24 protein-coding genes are annotated in these 25,317 nt (G+C 68.4%); 9 read left to right on the top strand and 15 right to left on the bottom strand.

What is annotated here, in order from left to right:
• Positions 1 to 83: 83 nt before the first annotated feature.
• The gene (locus ACZ6DT_RS35700) at positions 84 to 2,186 is read right to left on the bottom strand and encodes an acyl-CoA dehydrogenase family protein (RefSeq protein ID WP_465603528.1); all 2,103 of its coding nucleotides are present in this window, start codon (positions 2,184 to 2,186) and stop codon (positions 84 to 86) included.
• A 149-nt stretch (positions 2,187 to 2,335) separates the two neighbouring features.
• Between ACZ6DT_RS35700 and kstR the strand changes: the two genes are divergently transcribed.
• Positions 2,336 to 2,983: a cholesterol catabolism transcriptional regulator KstR gene (kstR, locus tag ACZ6DT_RS35695; RefSeq protein WP_034322562.1), complete on the top strand. Its 648-nt coding sequence runs from the start codon at positions 2,336 to 2,338 to the stop codon at positions 2,981 to 2,983.
• Between the two features lie 131 nt (positions 2,984 to 3,114).
• Here kstR and ACZ6DT_RS35690 read toward each other — a convergent pair whose 3' ends face one another.
• The 3 genes from ACZ6DT_RS35690 to icmF form a co-directional block, all read right to left on the bottom strand.
• Complete coding sequence (locus ACZ6DT_RS35690; protein ID WP_465603526.1) at positions 3,115 to 4,104, bottom strand: TIGR03557 family F420-dependent LLM class oxidoreductase; 990 nt, start codon at positions 4,102 to 4,104, stop codon at positions 3,115 to 3,117.
• Entirely contained in the window at positions 4,101 to 4,946 is an 846-nt protein-coding gene (locus tag ACZ6DT_RS35685; RefSeq protein WP_465603525.1) for an LLM class F420-dependent oxidoreductase, read from the bottom strand. Before ACZ6DT_RS35685 ends, ACZ6DT_RS35690 begins: the two co-directional genes overlap by 4 nt.
• 77 nt (positions 4,947 to 5,023) lie before the next feature.
• A complete protein-coding gene (gene icmF / locus ACZ6DT_RS35680) occupies positions 5,024 to 8,287 on the bottom strand; it encodes a fused isobutyryl-CoA mutase/GTPase IcmF (RefSeq protein WP_465603524.1) in 3,264 nt (1,087 codons plus the stop codon).
• Positions 8,288 to 8,422: 135 nt separating this feature from the next.
• On the opposite strand from icmF, the gene ACZ6DT_RS35675 reads away from it, so the two are divergent.
• The 4 genes from ACZ6DT_RS35675 (at position 8,423) to ACZ6DT_RS35660 (ending at position 10,540) form a co-directional block, all read left to right on the top strand.
• Entirely contained in the window at positions 8,423 to 8,761 is a 339-nt protein-coding gene (locus ACZ6DT_RS35675; protein ID WP_465603522.1) for an ArsR/SmtB family transcription factor, read from the top strand.
• A complete protein-coding gene (locus tag ACZ6DT_RS35670; protein WP_465603521.1) occupies positions 8,754 to 9,197 on the top strand; it encodes an SRPBCC family protein in 444 nt (147 codons plus the stop codon). The genes ACZ6DT_RS35675 and ACZ6DT_RS35670 overlap by 8 nt, the downstream gene beginning before the upstream one ends.
• On the top strand, positions 9,194 to 9,844 hold the full coding sequence (locus ACZ6DT_RS35665; RefSeq protein WP_465603519.1) for a DUF899 domain-containing protein: 651 nt from the start codon (positions 9,194 to 9,196) through the stop codon (positions 9,842 to 9,844). Before ACZ6DT_RS35670 ends, ACZ6DT_RS35665 begins: the two co-directional genes overlap by 4 nt.
• Positions 9,845 to 9,982: 138 nt before the next feature.
• The gene (locus ACZ6DT_RS35660; protein WP_465603517.1) at positions 9,983 to 10,540 is read left to right on the top strand and encodes a dihydrofolate reductase family protein; all 558 of its coding nucleotides are present in this window, start codon (positions 9,983 to 9,985) and stop codon (positions 10,538 to 10,540) included.
• 38 nt (positions 10,541 to 10,578) lie between these two features.
• On the opposite strand, the gene ACZ6DT_RS35655 is transcribed toward ACZ6DT_RS35660, so the two are convergent.
• The 4 genes from ACZ6DT_RS35655 to ACZ6DT_RS35640 are packed head-to-tail and all read right to left on the bottom strand — an operon-like array spanning position 10,579 to position 15,778.
• Positions 10,579 to 11,142 carry a GTP-binding protein gene (locus ACZ6DT_RS35655; protein WP_125785469.1) on the bottom strand — a complete coding sequence of 188 codons (564 nt, stop codon included), beginning with the start codon at positions 11,140 to 11,142 and terminating at the stop codon, positions 10,579 to 10,581.
• 28 nt (positions 11,143 to 11,170) lie between these two features.
• Positions 11,171 to 11,917, bottom strand: a complete 747-nt coding sequence (locus ACZ6DT_RS35650; RefSeq protein ID WP_465603516.1) for a DUF742 domain-containing protein — start codon at positions 11,915 to 11,917, stop codon at positions 11,171 to 11,173.
• A 7-nt stretch (positions 11,918 to 11,924) separates the two neighbouring features.
• Positions 11,925 to 12,377 (bottom strand): roadblock/LC7 domain-containing protein, encoded by a 453-nt coding sequence (locus ACZ6DT_RS35645; RefSeq protein WP_364204263.1) that lies wholly within the window; start codon positions 12,375 to 12,377, stop codon positions 11,925 to 11,927.
• The gene (locus tag ACZ6DT_RS35640) at positions 12,374 to 15,778 is read right to left on the bottom strand and encodes a sensor histidine kinase (protein ID WP_465603514.1); all 3,405 of its coding nucleotides are present in this window, start codon (positions 15,776 to 15,778) and stop codon (positions 12,374 to 12,376) included. The genes ACZ6DT_RS35645 and ACZ6DT_RS35640 overlap by 4 nt, the downstream gene beginning before the upstream one ends.
• Positions 15,779 to 16,734: 956 nt before the next feature.
• Here ACZ6DT_RS35640 and ACZ6DT_RS35635 point away from each other — a divergent pair.
• Together ACZ6DT_RS35635 and ACZ6DT_RS35630 are read left to right on the top strand one after the other, a co-directional pair.
• Complete coding sequence (locus tag ACZ6DT_RS35635; RefSeq protein ID WP_465603512.1) at positions 16,735 to 17,157, top strand: DUF485 domain-containing protein; 423 nt, start codon at positions 16,735 to 16,737, stop codon at positions 17,155 to 17,157.
• A complete protein-coding gene (locus ACZ6DT_RS35630) occupies positions 17,154 to 18,728 on the top strand; it encodes a solute symporter family protein (protein ID WP_465603510.1) in 1,575 nt (524 codons plus the stop codon). The genes ACZ6DT_RS35635 and ACZ6DT_RS35630 overlap by 4 nt, the downstream gene beginning before the upstream one ends.
• 201 nt (positions 18,729 to 18,929) lie before the next feature.
• On the opposite strand, the gene ACZ6DT_RS35625 is transcribed toward ACZ6DT_RS35630, so the two are convergent.
• The 6 genes from ACZ6DT_RS35625 to ACZ6DT_RS35600 all read right to left on the bottom strand — a co-directional run bounded on the left by ACZ6DT_RS35625 (position 18,930) and on the right by ACZ6DT_RS35600 (position 22,701).
• Positions 18,930 to 19,499: a TetR/AcrR family transcriptional regulator gene (locus ACZ6DT_RS35625; protein ID WP_465603508.1), complete on the bottom strand. Its 570-nt coding sequence runs from the start codon at positions 19,497 to 19,499 to the stop codon at positions 18,930 to 18,932.
• Between the two features lie 268 nt (positions 19,500 to 19,767).
• Positions 19,768 to 20,121, bottom strand: a complete 354-nt coding sequence (locus ACZ6DT_RS35620; RefSeq protein ID WP_125785463.1) for a DUF3817 domain-containing protein — start codon at positions 20,119 to 20,121, stop codon at positions 19,768 to 19,770.
• Positions 20,122 to 20,140: 19 nt separating this feature from the next.
• The gene (locus tag ACZ6DT_RS35615; protein WP_465603506.1) at positions 20,141 to 20,512 is read right to left on the bottom strand and encodes a hypothetical protein; all 372 of its coding nucleotides are present in this window, start codon (positions 20,510 to 20,512) and stop codon (positions 20,141 to 20,143) included.
• 172 nt (positions 20,513 to 20,684) lie between these two features.
• On the bottom strand, positions 20,685 to 21,569 hold the full coding sequence (locus ACZ6DT_RS35610) for a lytic transglycosylase domain-containing protein (protein WP_465603505.1): 885 nt from the start codon (positions 21,567 to 21,569) through the stop codon (positions 20,685 to 20,687).
• Positions 21,570 to 21,700: 131 nt separating this feature from the next.
• Complete coding sequence (locus ACZ6DT_RS35605; protein WP_465603503.1) at positions 21,701 to 22,183, bottom strand: helix-turn-helix transcriptional regulator; 483 nt, start codon at positions 22,181 to 22,183, stop codon at positions 21,701 to 21,703.
• A 350-nt stretch (positions 22,184 to 22,533) separates the two neighbouring features.
• Positions 22,534 to 22,701 carry a hypothetical protein gene (locus ACZ6DT_RS35600; RefSeq protein WP_007033704.1) on the bottom strand — a complete coding sequence of 56 codons (168 nt, stop codon included), beginning with the start codon at positions 22,699 to 22,701 and terminating at the stop codon, positions 22,534 to 22,536.
• 120 nt (positions 22,702 to 22,821) lie between these two features.
• On the opposite strand from ACZ6DT_RS35600, the gene ACZ6DT_RS35595 reads away from it, so the two are divergent.
• Both ACZ6DT_RS35595 and ACZ6DT_RS35590 read left to right on the top strand, forming a co-directional pair.
• Positions 22,822 to 23,607, top strand: a complete 786-nt coding sequence (locus ACZ6DT_RS35595; RefSeq protein WP_465603501.1) for a crotonase/enoyl-CoA hydratase family protein — start codon at positions 22,822 to 22,824, stop codon at positions 23,605 to 23,607.
• Positions 23,608 to 23,617: 10 nt separating this feature from the next.
• Positions 23,618 to 24,154: a GNAT family N-acetyltransferase gene (locus tag ACZ6DT_RS35590; protein ID WP_465603499.1), complete on the top strand. Its 537-nt coding sequence runs from the start codon at positions 23,618 to 23,620 to the stop codon at positions 24,152 to 24,154.
• Here the strand turns inward: ACZ6DT_RS35590 and ACZ6DT_RS35585 are convergent.
• Positions 24,151 to 25,293, bottom strand: coding sequence for a CaiB/BaiF CoA transferase family protein (locus ACZ6DT_RS35585; protein ID WP_465603497.1), 1,143 nt, complete (start codon positions 25,291 to 25,293; stop codon positions 24,151 to 24,153). The two genes, ACZ6DT_RS35590 and ACZ6DT_RS35585, sit on opposite strands and share 4 nt — an antisense overlap.
• Positions 25,294 to 25,317 lie beyond the last annotated feature (24 nt).

Here is a 25,317-nt window from a genome sequence, read left to right as displayed (position 1 = left end):
TGGGGGGAGGACGGGCCTTTTCGGGAAAAGTTTGAAAAGAAAAGACCTTCCAACACCCCGCCAAAGTGCCGTGACAGGACCTTTCAGGACCGAGGCAGCCCCAGCAACCGCTCGGCCGTCAGCGACAGCAGCACCTGCGTCGTACCGCCCGCGATACTGAGGCACCGAGTCAGCAGGAACTCGTGCTGCGCGGGGTCACCGGCGACGAGCGCGTTCTCCCCCAACGCCTCCAGCGCGAACTCCGCCACCGCCTGCCGATGCCGTACGCCCAGCAGTTTGCGCACGCTCGACTCGGCGCCCGGATCCTGGCCGTCGAGCCGCCGCAGCGTCGCCCGCAGGTCCAGGACCGAACACGCGCTGCCGTCCGCGATCAGCGCACCGAGTCGCTCCCGATCGGCGTCGTCAGCGTCGTCAGTATCGGCAGCGTCGGCGCTCAGCGTGGCGAGCAGGTTCTCCACCCCCTCCCCCACCGCGGACCCGCTCCCGAGGGCCACACGCTCGTTGGCCAGCGTCGTCCGCGCGAGCCGCCAGCCGCCCCCGACCTCTCCGACCACCATCTCGTCCGGGACGAAGACGTCGTCGAGGAACACCTCGTTGAACACGGCGTCGCCGGTGATCTCGCGCAGCGGACGCGTACTGATCCCGCTCGCGGTCATGTCGACGAGGAAGTAGGTGATCCCTTTGTGTTTCGAGGCTTCCGGGTCGGTGCGCGCCAGGCAGATCGCCCAATCGGCTTCGCGCGCGAGCGAGGCCCACACCTTCTGGCCGTTGAGCAGCCATCCGCCGTCGACGCGTCGGGCCGTCGTGCGGAGCGACGCGAGATCGGAGCCCGCTTCGGGCTCGCTGAACAGCTGGCACCAGGTGATCTCGCCGCGCAGAGTGGGCGCGGCGAACCGTTCGCGCTGTTCCTCCGAGCCGTGTTCCAGCAGTGTCGGAATCGCCCAGGCGCCGATGACCAGGTCGGGACGGCGGATGCCCGCGCCGGCGAGGGCGGCGTCGATCCGCAGTTGCTCGGCGGCGGTCGCGCCCCTGCCGTGCGGCGCGGGCCAATGCGGGGCCAGCAGTCCCGAATCGGCCAGCGCGACGCGCCGCGCGGGCTCGGGCAGAGCGGCGATTTCGCCTACCAGATCACGGAGTCCGGCGTCTTCGCCGACGTCGACGCTCAATGTCCGGCGGTCGCCGCGCAGCGCGAGTTCGGCGGCACGACGGCGCCAGCGGGCGGAACCGCCCAGCCAGTGCCTCAACGCCACCGCACGCCGCAGGTAGAAGTGCGCGTCATGCTCCCAGGTGAAGCCGATGCCGCCGAGGATCTGGATGCAGTCCTTCGCGTTGGCCACGGCCGCGTCGAGCGCGTAGGCCGCCGCCGTCGCGGCCGCGAGGGCGTGCTGCGCCGGGTCTTCGGCCGCCTTCGCCGCGTCCCAGGCGAGCGCGTCGGTGGCTTCGGCCCGGCACAGCATTTCCGCGCACAGATGCTTGATCGCCTGGAACGACCCGATGGGACGGCCGAACTGCTCTCGCGCCTTCGCGTACTCGACAGCGGTCCGAAGACACCATCGGGCGACCCCCGCGGCCTCGGCGGCACCGAGCGTGGCGGCGTAGGCGTCCACCGGCAGAGCCTCGAAAACCGCTTCGGACCGCACCTTCGCGCACCGGACGCGGCCGACCGGCCGGGACACGTCGAACGGCTCACACCGCTCGATGTCCATTCCGGACGTTCCAGGTGGAATGAGCGCGGACACGTCCCCCTCGGAGACCAGCGTCCACGCCGACGGGTGAACGTCGAAAGCCGGTCCAGACTCGCCGTCGACGACCGAACCCGAGATGCGGAAACCCGGGCCGAGCACCACCGCCATCCGCTCGGTCCCGTCCGCGAGACCGGGCAGGATCTCCTTGGCGGCCCGGGGAACGGTCGCGAGCAACGCACCGCCCAACGCCGTCCCGAGTACAGGACCGGGCACGAGTGCTTCAGCGGCTTCGGCGAGCCCGGCGGCCAGGTCGGTGACCGTACCGCCGGCCCCGCCGACGTCTTCGGGAATCGCCACGCCGAACAGGCCGAGTTCCGCCAGTCCTGGTGGCGGCTCGGCGATCCGGCCCTTTCGGACGGCGTCGCCCGCGCGGGCGGAAGCCGCCCAAGCCCGGATCGACGCGGCCAGCGCCGCCTGTTCCTCGGTGAGCGCGATCGACACGGGTGAGACCTCCTGCTCGGACCTACCCGCGAGTGTAGAACGTGTTACAGTTTCTTGCCCAGTGGGTCACGTCGTGAACAGTTCGTCCGCTTAGGTACGCTACGCGGGGAAAGTGGAACAAGTTCCGTTAGACGAAGGGGGACGTGGCGATGCCAGGGAAGGCCAAGGCACCCACGAGCGCGAAGGCGCGAAGCGGCAACGGTCTCTCCGCGCTGGGCGGCGAGGAACTCGGCTCCGCGGCGCAACGCGACCGGCGGCGCCGCATCATCGACGCGACCCTGACACTCGCCGCGAAAGGCGGGTACGACGCGGTCCAGATGCGCGCGGTCGCCGAGAAGGCGGACGTCGCGCTCGGCACGCTGTACCGCTATTTCCCCTCGAAGATCCATCTGCTGGTTTCCGGGCTGGCCAGGGAATTCGAGCGCGCGCAGGAGAAACTCGACCGCGCGGCCATCCCCGGCGAAACCCCGAGCGAGCGGCTGATGTTCGTCCTCGGCCGCAACACCCGGCTGATGCAGCGAGACCCGCACCTGACCGAGGCCATGGTCCGCGCGTTCATGTTCGCCGACACGACCGCGGCCGCCGAAGTCGAACAGGTCGGACGGCTGATGGAGAACATGTTCGCCAAGGCCATGGGCATCGAGGACCCGACCGAGGCCGATCGCGACATCTTCCACGTCATCGCCGACGTCTGGATGGCGAACCTGGTCGCCTGGGTGACGCGGCGCGCTTCGGCGGCCGATGTCGCGAACCGGCTGGAACTCTCGGTGCACCTGCTGCTGGACAAGAACGTCTGACCCCCGTTCTCGTGCCATGAACGGTCCGTTCCTTGCAAATTTTGCAAGGAACGGACCGTTCATGGCGGCTCGGCGGCGGCTGAAGGCCCGCTGTTCCCGGCGGCCGAGAGTGCCTCACGGCACGGCGCGCGTCAGGCGGTCAGCTTCGGCAGCACGTCCCGGCCGAAGGTCTCGATGAACTCGTCCTGGTTCCGGCCCACGTTGTGGAGGTAGATCCGGTTGAAGCCGGCGTCGACGTACTTCTGCAGCGCCGCGCGGTGCACGTCCGGGTCGGCCGAGACGACCATGCGACCCTCGAAGTCCTCACGCCGCACCAGTTTCGCCATCTGCGCGAAGTCGAACGGCGAGCGGATGTCGGCCTTCGGGAACTTCATGCCGCCGTTGGGCCACTGGTCCATCGCGTTGGCCCACGCCGTCTCGTCGTCCTCGGCCCACGACAGGTGCACCTGCAGCAGCTTGGGCATCGAGTCCGGGTCCTTGCCGGCCTTGCGCGCGCCGGTGCCGAAGTTGTCGAGGATCCCCGCCAGCTTCTCGATCGACGCGCCCGGCGTGATCAGCCCGTCCGCGAGCTCACCGGTCTTGCGTGAGGTGTACGGGCCGGCCGACGCGATGTAGATCGGTGGCGGCTCGTCCGGCAGCGTCCACAGCCGGGTCGTGTGCAGCTTGAAGAACTCGCCGCTGTGCTTGACGTCCTTACCGGTGAACAGCTTCCGGATGACCTCGAGCGCCTCGAACATCCGCCGTACGCGCTCAGGCGCTTCGGGCCAGTAACCGCCGATGATGTGCTCGTTGAGCGCCTCGCCGGAGCCGATGCCGAGCCAGGTCCGGCCCGGGTAGGTCGCCTCCAGCGTCGCCGCGGCCTGCGCGACCATCGACGGGTGCAACCGGAACGACGGGCAGGTCACGCCCGGCCCGAGATCACCGGTGGTGTTCTCCGCCAACGAGGCGAGCACGCTCCACACGAAGGACGCTTCACCCTGTTGAGGGACCCACGGCTGGAAGTGGTCGGCGGCCATCTGGCCGGAGAATCCGTGCTGTTCGGCCAGCGCCGCCAGCCGGATCGACTCACGCGGCGAGAACTGCTCGAGTGCCGCGGCCAAGCCGATTTGTACCTCAGTCACGCCTGCTGCTCCTTTCGAAAGCTCTCGGCGACCTTCGCGTACTGGTCGAGTCGTTCCAGTGTCGCCGCTTCGGGCTCTGTCGGCAGGAAGAGCGTGGCCTCGTCGACGCCACCGTCGACCAGCCTGCCCAGCGCGTCCTCCGCCGGCGTGGCGCCGAAAGCGGAGAACTTGAGGTCATGACGCCCCTGGTCGGCCAGCCACTGACGAGCCCGGCGAAGTTCCTCCGGCGGGGTGTGGGCGTGCGGCAGCCAGCCGTCGCCGTACTTGGCGATCCGCCGCATGGCCTTCTCCCCCGCGCCGCCGATGTAGATCGGCGGATGCGGCTTCTGCACCGGCTTGGGCCACGCGAAGATCGGGTCGAAGTCGACGAACTCGCCGTGGAATTCGGCCTCGTCCTTGGTCCAGATCTCCTTCAGCGCGGCCAGTTGCTCGTCCACGAGCACACCCCTGGTGCGCGGATCCGTGCCGTGATTGCGCATTTCCTCCCGGTTCCAGCCGACGCCGACACCGAAGAGGAACCGGCCTCGCGAAACCAGGTCGAGCGAAGCGACCTCTTTCGCCGTATGGATGACGTCGCGCTGCTGCAGCAACGCGATGCCCGTGCCCAGCTTCAGATTCGACGTGGCCACGGCCGCCGCCGTCAGCGCGACGAACGGGTCCAGGGTCCGGTAGTACACGCGCGGCAGCTCGCCACCGCCCGGATACGGCGTTTCCCGGCTGACCGGGATGTGGGAATGCTCCGCGATGTGGAGCGAGCTGAACCCGCGCTCTTCGACGGCCGCGGCGAGGACGTCCGGTCTGATGCCTTCATCGGTGATGAAGGTGGCGATTCCGATCTCCATGTTCGGCAACTACCCGAACACGCCCCGCGATATTCCCGGGCCGCCGGTGTCCCGGGCGTGATCGGACTCCCGAGCCACTAGACGTTGCGCCGGTACTGGCCTCCCACTTCGAAGAACGCCTCGGTGATCTGGCCGAGTGAGCACACCCGTGCCGCGTCCATCAGCACGCCGAACAGGTTGCCGCCGCGGGTCGCGGCCTCGCGCAGCGTCTTGAGCGCGACCTGCGCCTCGGCGTGGTGACGGTGCTGGAAGTCCTCGAGCCGTTCCAGCTGCGACCGCTTCTCGTCCTCGGTCGCCCGCGCGAGTTCGACCTCGACGTCGTCCTCTCCGGCGTTCGGGTTGCGGAAGGTGTTGACGCCGATGATCGGCAAGGTGCCGTCGTGCTTCTGACGTTCGTAGAGGATCGACTCGTCCTGGATCTTGCCACGCTGGTAGCCGGTCTCCATCGCGCCCAGCACGCCGCCGCGTTCGGCAATGCGGTCGAACTCCAGCAGGACGGCCTCTTCGACCAGATCGGTCAGCTCGTCGATGATGAACGAACCCTGCAACGGGTTCTCGTTCTTCGACAGGCCCCACTCCTTGTTGATGATCATCTGGATGGCCATCGCGCGCCGCACCGAGCTTTCCGACGGCGTCGTGATCGCCTCGTCGAAGGCGTTGGTGTGCAAGGAGTTCGCGTTGTCGTAGAGCGCGCACAACGCCTGCAGCGTGGTGCGGATGTCGTTGAAGCTCATCTCCTGCGCGTGCAGCGACCGGCCGGAGGTCTGCACGTGGTACTTGAGCTTCTGTGAGCGTTCGTTGGCGCCGTAGCGCTCCCGCATCGCGACCGCCCAGATCCGCCGCGCGACCCTGCCCAGCACCGAGTACTCGGCGTCCATGCCGTTGGAGAAGAAGAACGACAGGTTCGGCGCGAAGTCGTCGATGTCCATCCCGCGCGCGAGGTAGCTCTCGACGTAGGTGAAACCGTTCGACAGGGTGAACGCCAGCTGCGAGATCGGGTTCGCCCCGGCCTCGGCGATGTGGTAACCGGAGATCGACACCGAGTAGAAGTTCCGGACGCCGTGCTCGATGAACCATTCCTGGATGTCGGCCATCATGCGCAGGCTGAACTCGGTGGAGAAGATGCAGGTGTTCTGTCCCTGGTCCTCCTTGAGGATGTCCGCCTGCACGGTGCCGCGGACGTTGCGCAGCGCCCATTCGCGCAGTTCGGCGGCCTCGGCTTCGGAAGGCTCGCGGCCGTGCTCGGCCTTGAACGCCGCCATCCGCTGGTCGATCGCGGTGTTGAGGAAGAAGGCGAGGATCGTCGGCGCCGGGCCGTTGATCGTCATCGACACCGAGGTAGTCGGCGACGTCAGGTCGAAGCCGTCGTAGAGCACCTCCATGTCCTCGAGGGTCGCGATGGAGACACCCGAGGTGCCGACCTTCCCGTAGATGTCAGGACGGGTGTGCGGGTCGTGCCCGTAGAGCGTCACGGAGTCGAAAGCGGTCGAAAGGCGCTTCGCCTCGGAGTCGGCCGAAAGGAGCTTGAACCGCTTGTTGGTGCGGAACGGGTCACCCTCGCCCGCGAACATCCGCGCCGGGTCCTCGCCCTCGCGCTTGAACGGGAAAACGCCCGCGGTGTAAGGGAAGTATCCGGGGAGGTGTTCACGGCGCAGGAACGAAAGCAGCTCGCCGGATTCGGTGTGGCGCGGCAGCGCCACGCGCGGGATCCGGTTGCCGGACAGCGTGTCGCGCCAGAGCTGAGTGTGCAGTTCCTTGTCGCGGATCTTCACGACCAGTTCGTCGGCACGGTAGGACTCGGCCAGTTCCTGGAAGCGGGCCAGCAGATTCGTCGTTTCACCGTCCACATCGGACTCGGCGGCGGCGAGCAGGCCGTCGAGCGCGTCGATGTTCGCCTCGATGGCGGCCAGCGCCTCCTTGGCGACGGCGAGGTGTTCACGTTTGCGCAGCGCGGCGACCTGCTGCTCGGTCTTCGCGTGATAGCCGCGGAGGGTCTCCGAGATCTCGGCGAGATAGCGCGACCGGTTGGCCGGGATGATCGTGCTGGCGTCGGTGGACACCTTCCCCTCGACCTTCGGGAGCACGCCCGTCGAGACGGTCAGGCCGCGCTCGGCGAGGGTGTCGCGCAGGTGCTGGTAGAGCGCGGTGACGCCGTCGTCGTTGAACTTCGCGGCGCTGGTGCCGTAGACCGGCATGTCCTCGGGCGAGGAGCTGAACGCCTCGCGGTTGCGGACGAGCTGGCGCGCGACGTCGCGGCGGGCGTCTTCGGCGCCGCGGCGCTCGAACTTGTTGATCGCCACCGCGTCGGCGAAGTCGAGCATGTCGATCTTCTCCAGCTGCGACGCCGCGCCGAACTCCGGCGTCATGACGTACAACGACTGGTCCACGTAGTCAACGATGCCGGCGTCGCCCTGGCCGATCCCCGGTGTCTCGACGATCACCAGGTCGAAACCGGCGGCCTTGCAGGCGAGGATCGACTCGGAGAGGCCGGTCGGGATCTCCCCGCTGGTGGTGCGGGTGGCCAGCGAGCGGAAGTAAACGGGGCCTGAATCGCCTCCAGAGCCGGCGGGCTCGCTCCCGAGACAGTTCATCCGGATGCGGTCGCCGAGCAGCGCTCCCCCGCCCTTGCGGCGCGAGGGGTCGACGGCGAGCACGGCGATGCGGAGCTTGTCCTCCTGGTCCAGCCGGAACCGGCGGATCAGTTCGTCGGTGAGCGACGACTTGCCGGAACCACCCGTTCCGGTGATCCCCAGGACCGGTACCGTCCGCGACTTGGCGGCCTCGGTGATCTTGTCGAGCGCGTCCTGCGGCAGTGCCTCGCGCTGAAGCTGCGTGATGACCCGGGACAGCGCCGGGATGTCACCCGAAAGCAGTTTGTCGAGCGAGCCGGGCGACTGCGCGGACAGATCCGTGTCGCAGGCCTTGATCATCAGGTTGATCATGCCGGGGAGGCCCATTTCGTAGCCGTCCTCGGGCGAGAAGATCCGCGCGACCCCCCGCGAGTGCAGCAGGTCGATCTCCTCGCGGACGATGACCCCGCCACCGCCGCCGAACACCTTGATGTGCCCGGCGCCGCGCTCGGTGAGCAGCTCGACCAGGTAGCTGAAGTACTCGACGTGCCCGCCCTGATAGGCGCTGATGGCCACGCCCTGGACGTCCTCGGCGATGGCCGCGGTGGCGACCTCGTCGACCGACCGGTTGTGCCCGAGGTGCACGACCTCCGCACCCTGCGACTGCAGGATGCGCCGCATGATGTTGATGGACGCGTCGTGCCCGTCGAAGAGGCTCGACGCCGTCACGAAGCGAACTGGGTTCACGGGCCGGTGCAGGTCGCTGGTCATCCCTCCAAAATACTTGGACTTCCTACTGTTTTAAACCCGTCTACTCGCGTGATGGCGCTCTCACTCGCCCTTGACAGCTCGGCCGTCACCGCTATATTCAACCACTAGGTTAATCAACCGACCGATTGAGCGACGATGACCACTGATCAGCTCAGCACCACGTTCGCCGCACTGGCGGATCCCACCCGCCGCGCCATCCTGGCGCGCCTGGCCGGCGGCGAAGCCACTGTGAACGAGCTGGCCGAGCCCTTCACCGTGAGCCTTCAGGCCATCTCGAAGCACTTGAAGGTCCTCGAGCGCGCGGGCCTGATCAGCCGCGGCAAGACGGCTCAATGGCGGCCCTGCCGGCTCGAGGCGGGGCCACTCGGCGACATCTCGGACTGGGTCGAGCGATACCGCCGATTCTGGGACGACGGTTTCGATCGTCTCGACGAGCACCTGACCGAACTCCAGAAAGGCAAGCCGGATGCATGAGAAGGAGCTGACCATCACCCGCGTCTTCGACGCGCCGCGGGAACTGGTGTTCCAGGCGTGGACGGTTCCCGAGCAGTTCGCGAACTGGATGGGCCCCAAGGGGTTCACCGCTTACGGCGTGCGGATGGACCTCGTCGAGGGCGGCGCCTGGCAAGCGACCATCGGCAACGACGAAGGTGTCGAGCACACCTCGGGCGGGGTCTACCGCGAGATCTCCGCGCCGGAACGGCTGGTGTTCACCTTCTTCTGGGTGTCCTCACCCGAGGAGACGACGCTGGTGACGATCGACTTCGCCGACCTCGGCGACAAGACCGAAATGACTTTCCACCAGGGCGAGTTCCGCTCCGAGGAAGACCGCGACGAGCACCGCGGCGGATGGTCCGAAACCTTCGAGAACCTCACCGCCCACCTGACCCGACAGGAGACGAACCGATGACCCCGACACTCCCCGAAATCGTGTCGCGCGAAGAATGGCAGGCCGCGCGGGACGCCTTGATGATCAAGGAAAAGGAACTCACCAAAGCCACCGACGCGATCAACGCCGAACGCCGGCGGCTGCCCATGGTCCGCTTCGACGGCAAGTACGAGTTCGAAGCCCCGGACGGCCGGGTCTCCCTGCTGGACCTGTTCGAAGGACGCCGCCAGCTGATCGTCTACCACTTCATGCTGAATCCCGGCCAGCAGGCGGGATGCGTCGGCTGTTCGATGGTCATCGACCACGTCGGCCCCCTTGCCCACCTCCACGACCGCGACACGACGTTCACCGCGGTCTCGCCCGCCTCGCTTCCCGAAATCGAGCAGTACAAGGAGCGGATGGGCTGGACGATCCCGTGGGTCTCGACGGCGGGCGATGATTTCAACCCCGACTGCGGTCTCGACGGCGGGTTCGGCGTCAGCGTCTTCCTGCGCGAGGGCGACGACGTCTTCCGCACGTACTTCACCTCCGGCAGGGGCGGCGAGCAGTTCGTGAGCACCTTCCGTTACCTCGATCTGACGCCGTTCGGGCGGCAGGAGGCGTGGGAAGAGTCCGGTAGGGGGAACGACGGACCGGGTCAGTGGTGGAAACGACACGACGAGTACTGAGCGTTTAGTCCTCTGGATGCGGGTCAGCCGCATCCAGAGGACTAAACGCGTGGGGCATGTCGAGGACCCTAGGCCTGTTCCGACCCCTTGGTGTCGGGCGCCCGGAAGCCGGGCGCCACACCCGGAAGGGATCAAGCCATGCGCAAGCTCGTCTACCTCGTCCACACCTCCCTCGACGGCCACATCGAGGGCGCCGACGGCGAGTTCGACTGGACGGAGATGGGCCCTGAGCTGTCCGGCCACTCGCAGGAACTGCTCGACCGTGGCGACACCTTCGTCTACGGACGTCGGGTCTGGGAAATGATGTCGTCGTTCTGGCCACAGGCCGAGTCGCTGTCGGACCACCCGCACGACCTGCGGTTCGCCGAGACCTGGCGGAAGACGCCGAAGATCGTCTTCTCCAGGACACTGGAAGACGCGGACTGGGACACCGAGGTCGTCGCCGGCGATCTCGCCGCACGCGTCACCGAACTCAAGGGCAGGCCCGGCAAGGATCTGCTGCTGATGGGCGGGACCGAACTGGCCACGGCGCTCGCCGACCGCGGCCTCATCGACGAGTTCCACATCGTCGTGCACCCGGTGGTGCTCGGCGGTGGCAAACAGCTTTTCGGAGGCGGCGTCCGGACGGACCTGCGGTTGACCGGCACCCGTACCTACGACGGGCGCGTGGTATTGCTGACCTACGAAACGCGGTGAATCCCTGGGCGGCAGCCCCTACGCTGCCGCCGTCAGGTTCACCTCGCGTTGCTCGCCCGCAAGGCGATCCACTGCCGCATCGCGTATTCGACCAGCGTGATCAACGTCTGCTTGGTCGACTCCCGCTCCCGGGCGTCACAGCGGACGATCGGGATGTTGGGGTCGATCGACAGCGCTTCACGCACGTCGTTGATGTCGTGCTCGAGGACGCCGTCGAAGGTGTTCACCCCGACGATGTAGGGCAGGCCCCGGTCCTCGAAGAAGTCGATCGGCGCGAACGAATCGGCCAGCCGCCGCGTGTCGGCCAGCACCACGGCGCCGATCGCGCCGCGGACGAGGTCGTCCCACATGAACCAGAACCGCTGCTGCCCGGGCGTGCCGAACAGGTAGAGGATCAGGTCCGCGTCCAGGGAGACCCGGCCGAAGTCCATCGCGACCGTGGTGGTCGACTTGTTGGGCGTCTGGTCGAGGTTGTCGATCCCCCGACTGGCGTCCGTCATCATCGCCTCGGTGGTGAGCGGGACGATCTCCGACACCGAACCGACGAAGGTCGTCTTACCCGCACCGAAGCCACCCGCCACGACGATCTTCGCGGATGTCATGGTCGGGGGCGCGGTTTCCCGCGGTGCCTTAAAGCCGACGGAGTCCACTCAAAACCCTTTCCATCAACACCAGATGTGCCTCGGCGCCGTCATTGCCCGAAATCGTCTTGTGCACGCTGACCAGTCCCGCGTCCGCCGCGTCGCTGATCAGCACGCGTGCCACACCCAGCGGTACGCGCAGGGTCGCCGCGATCTCGGCGACCGAACGCGGGGTGCGGCACTCCTCGATGATCGAAACGCACTCGATCTGGTCCGCGGCCACCGCGGGGAGGCTACCCGCGGCGACATGGTCCTTGGTGGAGATGAGCGTCTCCAGCTCGAGAGCGTAGTTCGCCTTGGTCCGGCCCCCGGTGAGGGCATAGGGACGGACGATCGCCGTCTCTTCGAGCGGCGACGGTGACTGCTCGAAGACGGCGGGCATGATGAACTCGCCGCTGGGTGGGCCCGGGTCGAAAAGACCACCTGGTCTCGGCCCGACGGCACCTGCGCCGCTGTCGGGTGGAGAGGCAAGTGAGGTCACGCGGTCTCCTTGATCGGTCGGCTGCGGAACTGCCGATTCCCCGGCGGAGTGGACTCCGCCCGGCTGGGAATCCTGGGCTTGCTTGTTCTTCTTGCGCTTCCGACGACCACGACCCGAATCCAGGGTGAACCCGTTCAGGACGTCGGCGAAGGTGCCGTCGTCCCGTGAACCGGCGGCATGACCGGCCCCCCCGTGCGGAGGCTGGTGTTCACCCGTCCCCGGCGGTTCACCGAAGGATCCGGATCCGGTGCTCATCGGGACATCATCCCACCGGTTCGCCGATCAGCGACCCACCGGAGCCCTGCAATTGCGCGCGGAGTTCCGGCGTGAGGATCTGGCCGACGCGATCGACGAGCATCGTCATCTCGTAGGCGACCTGTCCGATGTCGCAGTTCGGGGCGGCGAGGATGGCCAGGCAGGAGCCGTCGCTGATGGACATCAGCACCATGATGCCGAGCTCCATCTCGACGACGGTCTCGTTGACCGCGCCCGCCTCGAAGCACCGGGCGGCGCCCTGGGTCAGGCTCACCAGACCGGACGCGACGGCGGCCAGCTGGTCGGCCCGGTCCAGCGGGAGCCTGCTGGACGCGGTGAGCAGGAGGCCGTCCGCCGACACGACCACGGCGTGCGCCACTCCGGGCACCCGCTCGGCGAAGTCATTCACCAGCCACCCGAACTGGTTCTGCTGGGGCTGGGCCGGGTTCGGCGAGGTCATTCACCCTCCAGGGTTTCGTGGTTGGCTTCGGTCGCCTGGGCCGTGCGGTGCCGTCCGCGCTGGATGCCCTGCTGGAAACTGCTCAGGCGGCCGCGCACGTCGTGCGCGTCTCGCTGTGGTCGGGGGGTGACCGCCCCGGCGGGCGGTCCCGCGCTGCCCGGGAGCAGTTGCTCCCCGCGACGGCGCCTGGGTAATCCTGCCGAAGTCATGTTCGAGGGGACTGACTGGGACACCGCTTGGGCTGCTTTCCAGCCTTCGTCGGAGCCGAAGTTCCAGGCGTCCGTCTGCTCGGTGGCGGCGACCGGTTCCGGTTCCGGGGACGCTGCCTGCGGTTTCTTCCCGGGTTTCCGGCTCGGCAACGCGGCGGGCGGTGCCGCCGGACGCTCGGCCGTCTCCGGTGCCTTCGCCGTCTCCGATGCCTTCGCGGGCTCGGACGTCTTCGGCGACTCGGGTGCCGCTGCCGGCTCAGGGGTCGCGTCCGGCTGGGTGGTGAGGGGCTGGGCCTCGGCGGGCGTGGCCTTGTCCGCCGCCTCCTTGCGTCCCCGCTTGACGCCCTGCTGGAAGCTGCTCAACCTGCCGCGCACGTTCGCCGGGTCGCGGACCGGCAGATCCGACTTGGCGGCGGGTTCGGCGGCCGGGACCGACGACGCCGCGCTGCCCGGCAGGAGCTGCTCGCCCTTGCGGCGGCGGGGCAACCCGGCCTGGGTGAAGGTCGACGGGGCGTTCTGGGAGACCTCCTGCACCGTGCGGAAAGCCTTGTCGCTGGCGAAGTCCCAGGTGCGGGACTCCTGCTCGGCGGTGGGAGCGGACTCGGCGGTCTTCTTCTCTTCGGGTTCCTTCGCCCCGGGCTTCTCTTTCTTGGCCGCGGGCTTTTCCGGAGCGGGCGAACGGAACCACGCCGAGAGCATCTCGTCGAAGATCGGCGTCGTCTCCGACGCGGTGGGCGCGGGCGCGGCGGCGGGAGGTGGCGGGGCCGCCTGGTTCCACCATTCGCTCAGCGTGGTGCTGTTCTTGGCCTCGAACAGTTCCTTGCCGCTGGGCAGTTCGCCTTCCACCGAGGCGGGCTGCTCCGCCTCCTTCGCGACGGGCTCGGGTTCCGGTTCGGGACGACGAGGCTCCTGCGCCGGCGGCCCGGCGGGCGGCGATGTCGTCTCGTCCTTGGGGATCGGGCTGAACAGCGCCGTTCCCGAGATCTCCAGCTCCGACGGCGGCCGCGGGTCCTGGGGGTGGCTGTGCCCGTTCACGCCGGGTTTGGTGTGGCCCGCCAGATCGTTCGCCGACGGCCAGCGCTCGCCGCCCTGCGGCGGCACGTTCGACGTTCCCGGCCGCGAGCCGTTCGTGGGACGCTGGCGGCGGGGCAGGCCACCCGGCTGCTGCGGCGACAGCGGCGCGAGGCGCTGAGTGATCGGGCCGGTGGCGGGACCGGGGTCCCCGCCGGGCGGGACCATCACGAGATCCGCCGGGACCGAGACGGTGGCTCGCACCCCGACGATGTCCTTGCCGCCGTGCAGCGAGACACCGATGTGATGCCTGTTGGCCAGCCGCCCGACCACGAACAGACCCATCCGGCGCGAAGTGGTGAGGTCGACGTTCGGGGCCTCGGTGAGCCGGGCGTTGGCCTCGGCGACCTCGGCCTCGTTCATCCCGATGCCCTTGTCGAGGATGTCGATGCCGAACGAACCGTCTTCGACGAGCCTGGTCGCGACGGTCACCTGGGTTTCCGGGGCGGAGAACGCCGTGGCGTTGTCCAGCAGTTCGGCGATCAGGCGCATCAGATCGTTGGCCGCGTACCCGACCAGCCGCACCGGCGGCGGGTTCTGCACGGTCACCCGCTGGTACTGCTCGATCTCGGACACGGCCGCGCGCACCACGTCGGTGGCGGAGACCGGCTGACCGGACCGCCTGCCCGGCTCGGCGCCGGAGAGGACCATCAGGTTCTCGTTGTTGCGGCGCATGCGGGTGGCGAGGTGGTCGAGCTGGAAGAGCGTGGCCAGCTGGTCGGCGTCCTCCTCGTCGCGCTCCAGCCGCTCGATCAGTTGCAGCTGGCGCTGCACGAGACTCTGGCTGCGGCGGGAGAGGTTGACGAACACGTTGCTGTAGCCGGTGCGCATCGAGGCCTGCTCGGTGGCCAGACGCAGCGCCTGGTGGTGGACCTTGTCGAAGGCCCTGGCGACCTCGCCGATCTCGTCGTCGCTGCCGACCGGGACGGGCCGCACGTCGGTGCCCTGCGAGCGGCCCTCCTGGATGTTGCGGACCGCGTCGGGCAGCTGCTTCTCGGCGACGTCGAGGGCGCTGGCGCGCAACACCTTCAGCGAGCGCAGCAACTGGCGGGTGATGAGGAAGACGACGGCGACGGCGAGCACCATCGCGCCGAACAGCAGGACCGCGAGCAGGCCCGCACCGCTGCTGGCGTCGTCGACCAGTTCGGCCGAGACCGCGCTCGTCTCGGCGCCGAACTTGTTCGCGACCTCACCGACCTTGGCGATCACCGCGGTCGAGGCGTCGGTCCAGCCCTGCGCGGACAACGACCGGAACGCCTGCGCGGAAGGGGTTCCCTGCCCGCCGAGGGCGGTTTTCGCGAGCTTGTCGCGGTTTTCCATCGCTTCGTCGGTGACGACGGCCCTGAACTCCTGGCGCTGCTGCTCCGAGGCGGCGGCGCGGAAGTCGGTGAACCGGTCGGCCAGCCTCAGTTCGGCGGTGCGCAGCCGGTCGAGTTCGCTCGGCGCGAGACTCGACCGGGCGATGCCGAAGGAGACCAGCGCCTGGCTCAGCGACAGCTGTTCCTTCATCACCGCGAGGTCGTGCAGCGCGGCGGGGGTGCCACCGAGGACACCTTCGCCGGCACCGGCGGCGAGCGCGGTGTCGAGGGCGAGCAGCGCGGTGGTCACGTCGGTGTACTCACCGATGGCCTGGACGGGGTCGAGCTGTCCGGCGGAGGCCCGCTGGCGGATGTCGGCCAGCCTGTCCAGCTGGGCGGCCGCGGCGTCCCGCGCCTGGCGGAGCGACGGCTCGTTCTCCAGTGCCCGGGACGCGGCGGCGACGTAAAGCGGGATGGCGGTGTCGACGTCGGCGCGGGCCGAGCCGAGTTCCAGGGTCCCGCCGACGGTGCCCGCGGTCAGCCCGGCGGCGGACTGGGTGCGTTCGCGGCCGAGCCCGTCGGCGAGGGTGCGGACGTGCCCGCTCAACGCGACGAGCCGGTCCAGCCGCTGGTAGCCGTCGGACCGGCCGACCTGGCCCGCGATGGTCGCGATGCCCAGTGCGAGCGCGATGAGGATCGGCACCAGCGTCACGGCCGACAGCTTCACCGGCAGGCTCCAGTCCCGCCAGCGCACGAGCGTGCGCCAGGCGGTGGCCCACCGAGATGGCCGGGGAGTGCGTCCCAGCAGCTCCCCGACAGGCACTTGGCCTTCTCCTGCAACGGTCACGTAGGTGACTCCCTGTCCGGCGTCCTGGCACGGTCTGAGGCGTCCGTTCCCGCGAGACGTCCGCTCGCGGGGAACTCGGCCCCGGTCTGACCACGTGATCGATCGCGACGTCCGGCGATCCTGGTGTCCCCGGGAACACCGGTCCGCTTCGGGAGGTCTTGCACCTGCACGTGCAGGTCGCAACCTGCGAAGTGCACGGTCGTCGAGATCAACTTTTCTTTGCCAATCGATCACAGCGGGTCAGCCGGGCCAAAGAATCGTACACCAATCAGCGTGCCGTCAATTCCGTTCGGTACACCGGGGCTGACCAGCGAAAAGTGTGTTCCCGAACGATCTACGTGGCCCGAAAACCGTCCGCACGTCACAAACGAGGGAATTCCGGTCACGGGTTGCGTGGATACACAGGGTGCCCTTGTCACCCGATCAGCCTACGTACGGTAGTCGCGTCGCCCGGTCGAACTACTTTCCGTGCCCCCAACGGGTGGGTCAAGTCCAAATATGTGCCCGATGTTGTGGCCTTGCCGCCCAAGCCTGCTCGTTGTCGCCCGACATGGTGATTTCTTACCAGACACCCGGTGAAGCGGGGGATCTTCCCCGGTCCGGGATGGCGGCACGGTATCGGAACCCGTCGCGGCCCGGTAGCCCAACTACGATCTGTCACCAAAACGAGGGACAGAGCGTGGTCACCGTCCGTCGTTTGCCGCAGTGGTCCGTTCGGGCGACGACCCCGGGTGACAACACTGCTCACTATTACGAGTGATAACGCCGGTCCATTTCGACCGAAACGAATTCCCGGAACACTATTTCGATATGAAACCGAATACCGGCCTCACGCCTTCACGGAACCGGGGTCGCCTATTCAGAGCGCGTGAAGCCGTAGTTAGTATGTGCGCTCCCCTACCGCGCCACGGATGCAAGCCCCGGAGGAACCCATGCCCGACGTCGCGCGTCCTTACGCGGCGAGCAACGCCCTGGAGGACACCGGGCAGATGCCCGCGCTGTTCGTCCGCGAGCGCCAGTCCGCTCCCCCGCCGCCGCGCGCCACCGGCCCGGACTTCGACCGGATCCAGCACGGCAAGGAGTTCGTCGCGCTGCGCAAGACCTTCCGCCGGTTCGTGTTCCCGATGAGCCTGCTGTTCTTCACCTGGTACATGACGTTCGTGCTGCTGGCCGCCTACGCGCACGACTTCATGAGCCGGAAGGTGTGGGGTGAGGTCAACGTCGGCATCCTGCTCGGGCTCGGTCAGTTCGCCAGCACGATCCTGATCACCATCGCCTACGTGAAGTTCGCGAACAAACGGCTCGATCCGAAGGTCGAGCAGCTGCGGGCCTCGGTCGCGGCGGGCGAACGATGAGCATCCCCGACAACGACCCGGTGCTGAACATCGCGGTGTTCGCACTGTTCGTCGCGATCACCCTGTACGTGGTGTACCGCGTCAGCACGCGCAACTCCTCCACTTCGGATTACTACGCCGCGGGCAGCGCCTTCACCGGACGGCAGAACGGCATCGCGCTTTCGGGTGACTTCCTCTCGGCGGCGTCGTTCCTCGGTATCGCCGGGGCGATCGCGATCCACGGCTACGACGGCTTCCTGTACTCGATCGGGTTCCTCGTCGCGTGGATGGTCGATCTGCTGCTCATCGCGGAACTGCTGCGCAACACCGGCCGTTTCACCATGGGCGACGTGCTGAGCTTCCGGATGAAGCAGCGGCCGGTCCGCGCCGCGGCCGCGACGTCGACGCTGGTGATCTCCTTCTTCTACATGCTCGCGCAGATGGCGGGCGCCGGCGGGCTGGTGGCGCTGCTGCTGGACATCCACGGCGGCATCGGCCAGGCGCTGGTGATCGGTGTCGTCGGCGTCGTCATGGTGCTGTACGTACTGGTCGGCGGGATGAAGGGCACCACCTGGGTGCAGATCATCAAGGCGACCATCCTGCTGCTGACCGGGGCGCTGATCACCGTGTTCCTGCTCGGCAAGTTCGGATTCGGCTTCTCGAACCTGCTCGCGGCCGCCGCCGACAACAGCCCGCTCGGTGACGAACTGCTGCAACCCGGCGGCTCGTACGGCAAGAGCGAGGTCACGAAACTCGACTTCGTCTCGCTGGCACTGGCGCTGGTCCTCGGCGCCGCCGCCCTCCCGCACGTGCTGATGCGCTTCTACACGGTGCCGAACTCGCGCGAGGCGCGGCGCTCGGTGGTCTGGGCGACCGCCTGCATGACCCTCTTCTACCTCTGCACGCTGGTCATCGGCTTCGGCGCGGCCGCGCTGGTCGGCCCGGAGGCGATCAAGAACGCGCCCGGCGGGGAGAACTCGGCGGCGCCGCTGCTCGCGCTGAACATCGGTGGCACCGTCCTGCTCGGCGTCGTCTCGGCGGTGGCCTTCGCGACCATCCTCGCCGTCGTCGCCGGGCTGACGATCACCGCGTCCGCTTCCTTCGCCCACGACGTCTACGCCAACATCTTCAAGAACGGCAAGGCGGAACCGGCCGCGGAGGTCCGGGTCGCCCGGCTGACCGCGGTCGCCGTCGGGGCGTTCGCGATCGTCGGCGGCATCCTGGCGAACGGGCAGAACATCGCGTTCCTGGTGGCGCTGGCGTTCGCCGTCGCGGCGTCGGCGAACCTCTCGACGCTGTTGTACTCGCTGTTCTGGAAACGCTTCAACACCACCGGCACGCTGTGGGGCATCTACGGCGGCCTGATCGCGAGCCTGCTGCTCGTGTTCTTCTCGCCGGTGATGTCCGGGGCCGCGGACTCGATCATCCCCGGCGTCGACTTCCACTGGTTCCCGTTGAAGAACCCGGGCCTGGTGTCGATCCCGTTCTCGTTCCTGTGCGGGTTCGTGGGCACCTTCGTCGGCCGCTCGAAGGCCGATCCGGTCAAGCACGCGGAGATGGAGGTGCGGTCCCTCACCGGGATCGGCTCCTGACGCGCGCCATGAACGGTCCGTTCCTTGCAAATTTTGCAAGGAACGGACCGTTCATGGCGTCCGGAGGTGATTTCTGGGCATCCAACGCACCAAAATCCACACAGCGGCGTCCGGACATCCCGCAGGGCCGCAGACCTGCACACGAACGCAACCTTTGCCCCCTCACTAACCCGAAACGCCACTCACGACCCTCTCGCGAGTTCATGGCGTCCGGAGACCGTCCAGCACGATCGCGAGAAGCCGCTTCGCGTCCTCCTCCGAAGCCTTGCTCGCCGCCGAACCCAGGCCGTGGCCGAGCCGCAGGATGTCGACGCCGGTGACGTCGGCCCGGAGCACGCCCTCGTCCTGAGCCGCCTTGACGATCGTGTCTGCCGCGGCCCGCAACCGCGACTGACACCAGCCGAAGACTTCGGATCCGGCGTCGACGGACGCCTTCAGTGTCATCGCGAGCCCGTGTTTCTCGACCACGTAGATGACGTGCGTGGCCAGCCATGTCTCGAGCGCCTTACCCGGTGGCGACTCCTCGAGCAGGTCGTAGGCCTGCTGCGCCAATCCGTCGATCTCGTCGCGGTAGACGGCCTCGATCAGTTTGTCGCGCGTCGGGAAGTGCCGGTACAGCGTGCCCGCGCCGACCCCGGCGCGTTTGGCGATGTCGTCGGCGGGCACGTTGACGCCGTCGGCGGTGAACGCCTTCTTCGCCACGGCCACGATGCGCTCGTAGTTGCGCCGCGCGTCCGCGCGCATGGGGCGGGGCGGATCGGCCGCGACCATCTGCACCTCCTCGGGCGAGGAAGCGGAGATTCTCCGAATCCACCTGCGTAAGCGGAGACTGTCTCCACATCTACGCTCACGACCGCAAGTGGAGAGTCTCTCCGCTTCACCTCGTTACGTCCTTGGAGTATTCCTCGACCGAACGAACCTTGCGTGCCGAGCCTGGCCGGAGATGGCACCGCCCGGGTCGCGCAGGCGTCGGTGCCGCGCGCGCCGGCGATGTCCAGCAGCGGTTTCGTCCTGGTGGCGCTGAACTCCGGCGCCGGGCTCAGAGCTTCGCGCCCGCCTGGACCTTGTGCGTGACCTTGCGTTCCATCACGAAGGAGAAGAACGGGATGCAGCCGGCGATCAGCACGAGGAGGGTGCCTTTCATCGACCAGCGGGCCTTGATCGCGAGGTCGACCGCGAGCAGCAGGTAGACCAGGTAGAGCCCGCCGTGGACCATGGGGATCATCTTCACGAATTGGGGAAGCTCCACGCGGAAGACGTACTGCAGCAGCATCTCGACGACCAGCCCGAGCAGGGCCACACCGGTGGCGTACGCCGCGACGCGGAAACGGATCAGCGGTCCGCCCAGCGAAACCGGGCGGGCCGGGGCGGCGTCGTCAGTTCGGGTGGTCATAGGGAACCTCTCTGGGGAACTACTTGTCGCGGGCGTTGAGTTCGCGAAGGTACTTGTTGTACGCGGCGAGCTCGTCGTCCTCGGGGGGCGGCGGCGCCGGGGCACGCCGCTGCCGGGGCGCGGGCACCTCGGGGACGGCGGTCTCGGCCACCGTTTCCCGGGCGTCGGCCTCGGCGGCTTGGCGGCGGAGCTTGCGGATCCGCCAGAACATGAACGCGGGGAACAGCCCGAACAGCGGCCACTGCAACACATAGCCGAGGTTCTGGAACGTCCCGCTGGCCGAAGAGAACCGCTCCCACTGCCACCAGGCGAGCCCGCAGCACAGCGCCAGGCTCACCAGGCAGACGCCGGCGATGCCGAGACGGCGCAGGGTGGCGGACGATGCGGGCACGCATCGACGCTAGCACTGGTCGCGGCGTGAAACTTCGCCGACCTGAGCGGTCGGGACCTTGGTCCCGGTCACCCGGGTGGGGCACCCCCGCGTGCTATGAACGGTCCGTTCCTTGCAAAATTTGCAAGGAACGGACCGTTCATAGCACGTTAAAGGGGCCGACCACCGAAGCTCACTTGGCGGCCGCGACACCCTTCGCATAGTCGTCCGCCAGCCCGAAGACCTTCTGCGCGTACTCGGTCGAGTTGTTGTACGACAGGATCCCCTGCCACCACCCCGAGGCGGCCGACATGTCGCGGTTGTTCACGCACAGGTAGCGCGCCGCCGCCAGCGTCGCGTCGTCGATCTGCTGCGGGTCGCCGACGCCGTCGCGGTTGCCGTCGGCGGCGTAACGGCGCCAAGTGCTGGGGATGAACTGCATCGGGCCGACCGCGCGGTCGACGGTCGTGTCCCCGTCGAACTGGCCACGGTCGGTGTCGCCGATCGCCTTCACGCCGGGCGACCCGTCGAGCGGGACGCCGATGATCGGCTTCGAGGGCCGTCCGTCCTGGCCGAGAACGGCACCGCCGTACTGGCCGTGGTTCGACTCGATCCGGCCGATGCCTGCCAGGGTCGCCCACGAGATCTTGCAGTTGGGCTGCATCTGGCGCATCGCCAGTTCTGCGTTGCCGTAGGCGAACAGCGCCCTGGCCGGGATACCGGTGGCCTGTGCCACCCGTTCGGTCCAGCCGGTCAGGGGGTCCTTGCCCGGTTTCGGCTGCGCCTGCTGCGGCGCGGTCTGCTGGGTGGCGCCGCCCGCGAGGGTGGCGTTGACCGGGGCGATCGATCCGGGTTTGACGTCGGCCGCCTTGACCTGCAGCGCGGGGATCTCCATCGTCGTCGGGCTCGCGACCGGGGCCGAAGCCTTGGTCACCAGCCAGATCCCGCCCCCGGCGAGGCCGAGCACGGCCAGCACGATCACCAGCCTGCCGAATACGGCGGCACCCACCCCGCGGCGTGGCGGAGCGGGCATGGCCGGGTCTTCGACGAAATCGTCGTTTTCCGGGGTGGTGCGCACGAAGCGGGTCCTCCAGCGTGGGCGGCGATCACGACCGATGCTCGAACAACGAGCCCGCGCAGGTTAGCGTTACGCGCTGGTCGAGATCGCCCCTGCCACGCCGGTTCACCCGCGCGTGCGGGAAGTTCTCCTCAGGCGGACTTCTGCTGCCTCGCCAGGCGCGCCACACACCAAGCCGGCGCGCTTCCGCGGCGAAGGTGCTGCAAGACGGTCATCGGGCCGAGACGGCGGCTCAGGTCGGACGGGGCGAGCCCGGCCGCGCGGTAGTCGAGGGCACGCTGGTCGAGCGGGCTGATGCCGGCGTCCCACCAGGCTTCGGCCTCGGCGACGCCGCCGACCATCTGCCACCAGCCGGCGGCCGCGACGAGCAGGTCCTGCGGGACCTCCGGGAGACGGCGGCGCATCGCGTCGAGGTAGCCGGGGTCGGCGGCCTCGACCGGCGCCCAGCGCGCCTGACCGGACTGCTGACGCTGGCCGGGAATTCCGGGAGCCTGCCGCGGCACGTCGGCCAGCCACGCCGACGTGATGCGGTCGGCCTCCTGCTCCTCGGGGGTCTGCTCGCGTTCCGCGGCCCACTGCCGGATCAACGCATCGACTCCGGGATCTCCGGTCATCCCTGCCTCCTCATGATTCCCCGACTGACAAGTCCTGACTTACTTGCCCGGCTGAAAGTTCCGCTGCCCTGGGGCTTGCACCTGCGGAAACTCCTCACTCAGGAGGCCGGCTCCGGCGCCTGGAGGACCAACCGATCACGCAATGTGAGCACCGTAGGGGCGCGGAGGTCTTTTCCGCCAGAGCTTCCAGGGCACGAATTCGTCGACCAGCGGGTTTTCGGGGGCAATCCACCCGGATGGTCGAGTCGCTCGACCGAAACCGGAGGCGGGTGACTCTGCGTGATAATCGCTGGTGGCCGCGCACGGTGAGCACCGGCGTCACCCAGGACACCGGTGCTCACCGCGGTGGGTCAGGAGAAGAGACTCCGGACGAACGTCACGATGGCTTCGGCACCGGACCGCAGCCAGCCGAGCGCGGTGTGGACGGCGTCGGCGGATTGGGTCGGCCTGCTGATCAGAAAGAAGAGCACGAGCGCGACGACGGCGATCACAACGAATTTCTTCAAGCCGGGCGACATGGCTCCATCCCATCACACCGTAGTGTCCAGACGATGACTCGGCGCGCACTGCGGACTTTGTCACCACTTTAAGGAGATCGGGGCCCTGTTGCCCACCCGGATTCGCTGAGGGAGCGCTCGATGAGCGAAAACATTCTCGTCCACCGGGACGGGCCGGTGACGACGATCACGCTGAACCGGCCCGGGGCACGCAACGCGGTGGACGGGCCGACCGCGGCCGCGCTGGCGGACGCGTTCCGCGCCTTCGACGCCGACGAAGAGGCCGCGGTCGCCGTCCTCACCGGTTCGGGTGACGCCTTCTGCGCCGGAGCCGATCTGAAGGCCGTCGGCACCGGCCGCGGCAACTCGCTCAGCCCGGCGGGTGACGGGCCGATGGGGCCGTCGCGGATGGCCCTGTCGAAGCCGGTGATCGCCGCGGTCCGCGGGCACGCCGTCGCGGGCGGCCTCGAACTGGCGCTGTGGTGCGATCTGCGGGTCGCCGACAGCACGGCCGTCTTCGGCGTGTTCTGCCGCCGCTGGGGTGTCCCGCTGATCGACGGCGGCACGGTGCGCCTCCCCCGGCTGATCGGGCATTCGCGGGCGATGGACCTGATCCTCACCGGCAGGCCGGTCGCCGCCGACGAGGCGCTCGCGATCGGGCTGGCGAACCGGGTCGTGCCCGACGGCGAGGCGCTGCCTGCCGCGCAAGCACTGGCGCGCGAACTGGCCGCGTTCCCCCAGGCGTGCCTGCGCGCGGACCGTGAATCCGCGTACGGCCAATACGGGCTCACCGAAGACGAGGCGATCCGCGCCGAGTTCTCGAACGCGCTGACCAGCGGCGGGCTCGCCGAAGAAGCCGTCAAAGGCGCGAGCCGGTTCAGTGACGGCGCGGGGCGTCACGGCAGTTTCGAGGGCGATCCATCCTAAAGTCTGTCGGATGACAGAAACCGGAGTCACGCTCAGACCGGTGTACGAAGACGACCTGCCGATGCTCGAAACGCTGACGAACGATCCGCAGGCCGCGGGCGCGTTCGAATGGCACGGCTGGCACGATCCGCATTTCCTGCGCCGCCGCTGGGCGGAGACCGGGATGCTCGCGGCGGACAACGGGATGCTGATGATCGATCTCGACGGGCAACGGCTCGGTTTCGTCTCCTGGCACAAGACCAGGTCCGGGGCGACGTCGTACTGCTGGAACGCCGGGCTCGTGCTCATTCCCGAGGCCCGCGGCCACGGCTACGGCACCGAGGCCCAGCGGTTGCTGGTCCGCTACCTCTTCGCGCATACGCAGATGAACCGCGTCGAGGCGTCGACGGAAGCGGGCAACGTCGCCGAGCAGCGCTCGCTGACGAAGGCGGGCTTCACCCGCGAAGGCGTGCTCCGCGGCTACGCGTTCCGGGACGGGGCCTGGCGCGATCACATCCTCTATTCGATGCTGCGATCGGACCTGGGCCCCGACCCGGAACACCTCTAGGCGATCGTCCCGGCGGCCCTGAGCCGTTCGATCCCGTCGGCGTCCACGCCGAGTTCGGTGAGGACCTCGGCGGTGTCTCCGCCCTTGGGCCGCGGCGGTTCCGGCGTCTCCGCCGGGGTGCGGTCGAACCTCGGCGCGGGCGCGGGCTGCGTCATGCCGCCGACGTCGACGAACGTCTTGCGCGCGACGTTGTGCGGATGCGACGGCGCCTCCCTCGGGGAGAGCACCGCTGTCAAGCACGCGTCGGTGCCCTCGGCCTTCGCGACGAGTTCGTCGCGGGTGTGCTTCGCGACGGCCTCGGCGACGATCTTGCGCAGCTTCGGCCACTCGTTCTTGTCGACGTGGACCGGCGTCTCCTCGGGATCGAGGCCGAGCACCTTCACCAGATCGGCCCAGAACCGCATCTCGATCGCGCCGATGGCGACGTACTTGCCGTCGGCGGTTTCGTAGGTGTCGTAGAACGGGGCGCCGCCGTCGAGCATGTTCTCACCACGCCCGCCCGGCCACAGCCCGGAATCCAGCAATCCGTGCAGGCTGGTGGTCAGCAGCGCCGCACCGTCCACCATGGACGCGTCGACGACCTGTCCCTTGCCGGAGGTCTGGCGTTCGAACAGCGCCGCCAGCACGCCCATGGCGAGCAGCAGGCCACCGCCGCCGAAGTCACCGACGAGGTTGAGCGGCACCACCGGCCGCTGCCCGGCGTGCCCGATGGGTTCGAGCGCGCCGGAGATGCCGATGTAGTTGATGTCGTGCCCGGCGACGGTCGCCAGCGGACCGTCCTGGCCGTAGCCGGTCATCCGGCCGTAGACCAGCCGCGGATTGCGGGCGTGCACCTGTTCCGGTCCGATGCCCATCCGCTCGGCGACGCCCGGACGGAAACCCTCGATGAGCACGTCCGCGTCATCGGCGAGTTTCAGCACCAGTTCGACCCCCTCGGGGGTCTTGGTGTTGATCCCGATCGAGCGCCTGCCCCGCGCGAGCGGATCGTTCGGGAACCCGATGACGTCGTTGCCCGGTGTCGCCCGGTCGACCCGGACGACCTCCGCGCCGAGATCGGCGAGGATCGTGCAGGCGAACGGCGCCGGGGCGAGTCCGGCCAGTTCGACGACCTTGAGCCCGCTCAGTGGCCCAGCCTTCATCGCCACGTCCTTTCCTGGTACGGC

The sequence above is a fragment of the Amycolatopsis sp. NPDC041971 genome (genome assembly GCF_055588925.1).
Note: the sequence above shows the minus strand (reverse complement) of the source record. Positions and strands in the feature narration are given on the sequence as shown.

Coding starts and splice junctions, on each gene's coding strand:
- ACZ6DT_RS35630 (WP_465603510.1), top strand. CDS start 17,154: ATGAGCATCCCCGACAACGACCCGGTGCTGAACATCGCGGTGTTCGCA.
- ACZ6DT_RS35625 (WP_465603508.1), bottom strand. CDS start 19,499: ATGGTCGCGGCCGATCCGCCCCGCCCCATGCGCGCGGACGCGCGGCGC.
- ACZ6DT_RS35620 (WP_125785463.1), bottom strand. CDS start 20,121: ATGACCACCCGAACTGACGACGCCGCCCCGGCCCGCCCGGTTTCGCTG.
- icmF (WP_465603524.1), bottom strand. CDS start 8,287: ATGACCAGCGACCTGCACCGGCCCGTGAACCCAGTTCGCTTCGTGACG.
- ACZ6DT_RS35655 (WP_125785469.1), bottom strand. CDS start 11,142: ATGACATCCGCGAAGATCGTCGTGGCGGGTGGCTTCGGTGCGGGTAAG.
- ACZ6DT_RS35590 (WP_465603499.1), top strand. CDS start 23,618: ATGACAGAAACCGGAGTCACGCTCAGACCGGTGTACGAAGACGACCTG.
- ACZ6DT_RS35650 (WP_465603516.1), bottom strand. CDS start 11,917: ATGAGCACCGGATCCGGATCCTTCGGTGAACCGCCGGGGACGGGTGAA.
- ACZ6DT_RS35675 (WP_465603522.1), top strand. CDS start 8,423: ATGACCACTGATCAGCTCAGCACCACGTTCGCCGCACTGGCGGATCCC.
- ACZ6DT_RS35600 (WP_007033704.1), bottom strand. CDS start 22,701: ATGTCGCCCGGCTTGAAGAAATTCGTTGTGATCGCCGTCGTCGCGCTC.
- ACZ6DT_RS35585 (WP_465603497.1), bottom strand. CDS start 25,293: ATGAAGGCTGGGCCACTGAGCGGGCTCAAGGTCGTCGAACTGGCCGGA.
- ACZ6DT_RS35595 (WP_465603501.1), top strand. CDS start 22,822: ATGAGCGAAAACATTCTCGTCCACCGGGACGGGCCGGTGACGACGATC.
- kstR (WP_034322562.1), top strand. CDS start 2,336: ATGCCAGGGAAGGCCAAGGCACCCACGAGCGCGAAGGCGCGAAGCGGC.
- ACZ6DT_RS35670 (WP_465603521.1), top strand. CDS start 8,754: ATGCATGAGAAGGAGCTGACCATCACCCGCGTCTTCGACGCGCCGCGG.
- ACZ6DT_RS35645 (WP_364204263.1), bottom strand. CDS start 12,377: ATGACCTCGCCGAACCCGGCCCAGCCCCAGCAGAACCAGTTCGGGTGG.
- ACZ6DT_RS35605 (WP_465603503.1), bottom strand. CDS start 22,183: ATGACCGGAGATCCCGGAGTCGATGCGTTGATCCGGCAGTGGGCCGCG.
- ACZ6DT_RS35660 (WP_465603517.1), top strand. CDS start 9,983: ATGCGCAAGCTCGTCTACCTCGTCCACACCTCCCTCGACGGCCACATC.
- ACZ6DT_RS35635 (WP_465603512.1), top strand. CDS start 16,735: ATGCCCGACGTCGCGCGTCCTTACGCGGCGAGCAACGCCCTGGAGGAC.
- ACZ6DT_RS35665 (WP_465603519.1), top strand. CDS start 9,194: ATGACCCCGACACTCCCCGAAATCGTGTCGCGCGAAGAATGGCAGGCC.
- ACZ6DT_RS35685 (WP_465603525.1), bottom strand. CDS start 4,946: ATGGAGATCGGAATCGCCACCTTCATCACCGATGAAGGCATCAGACCG.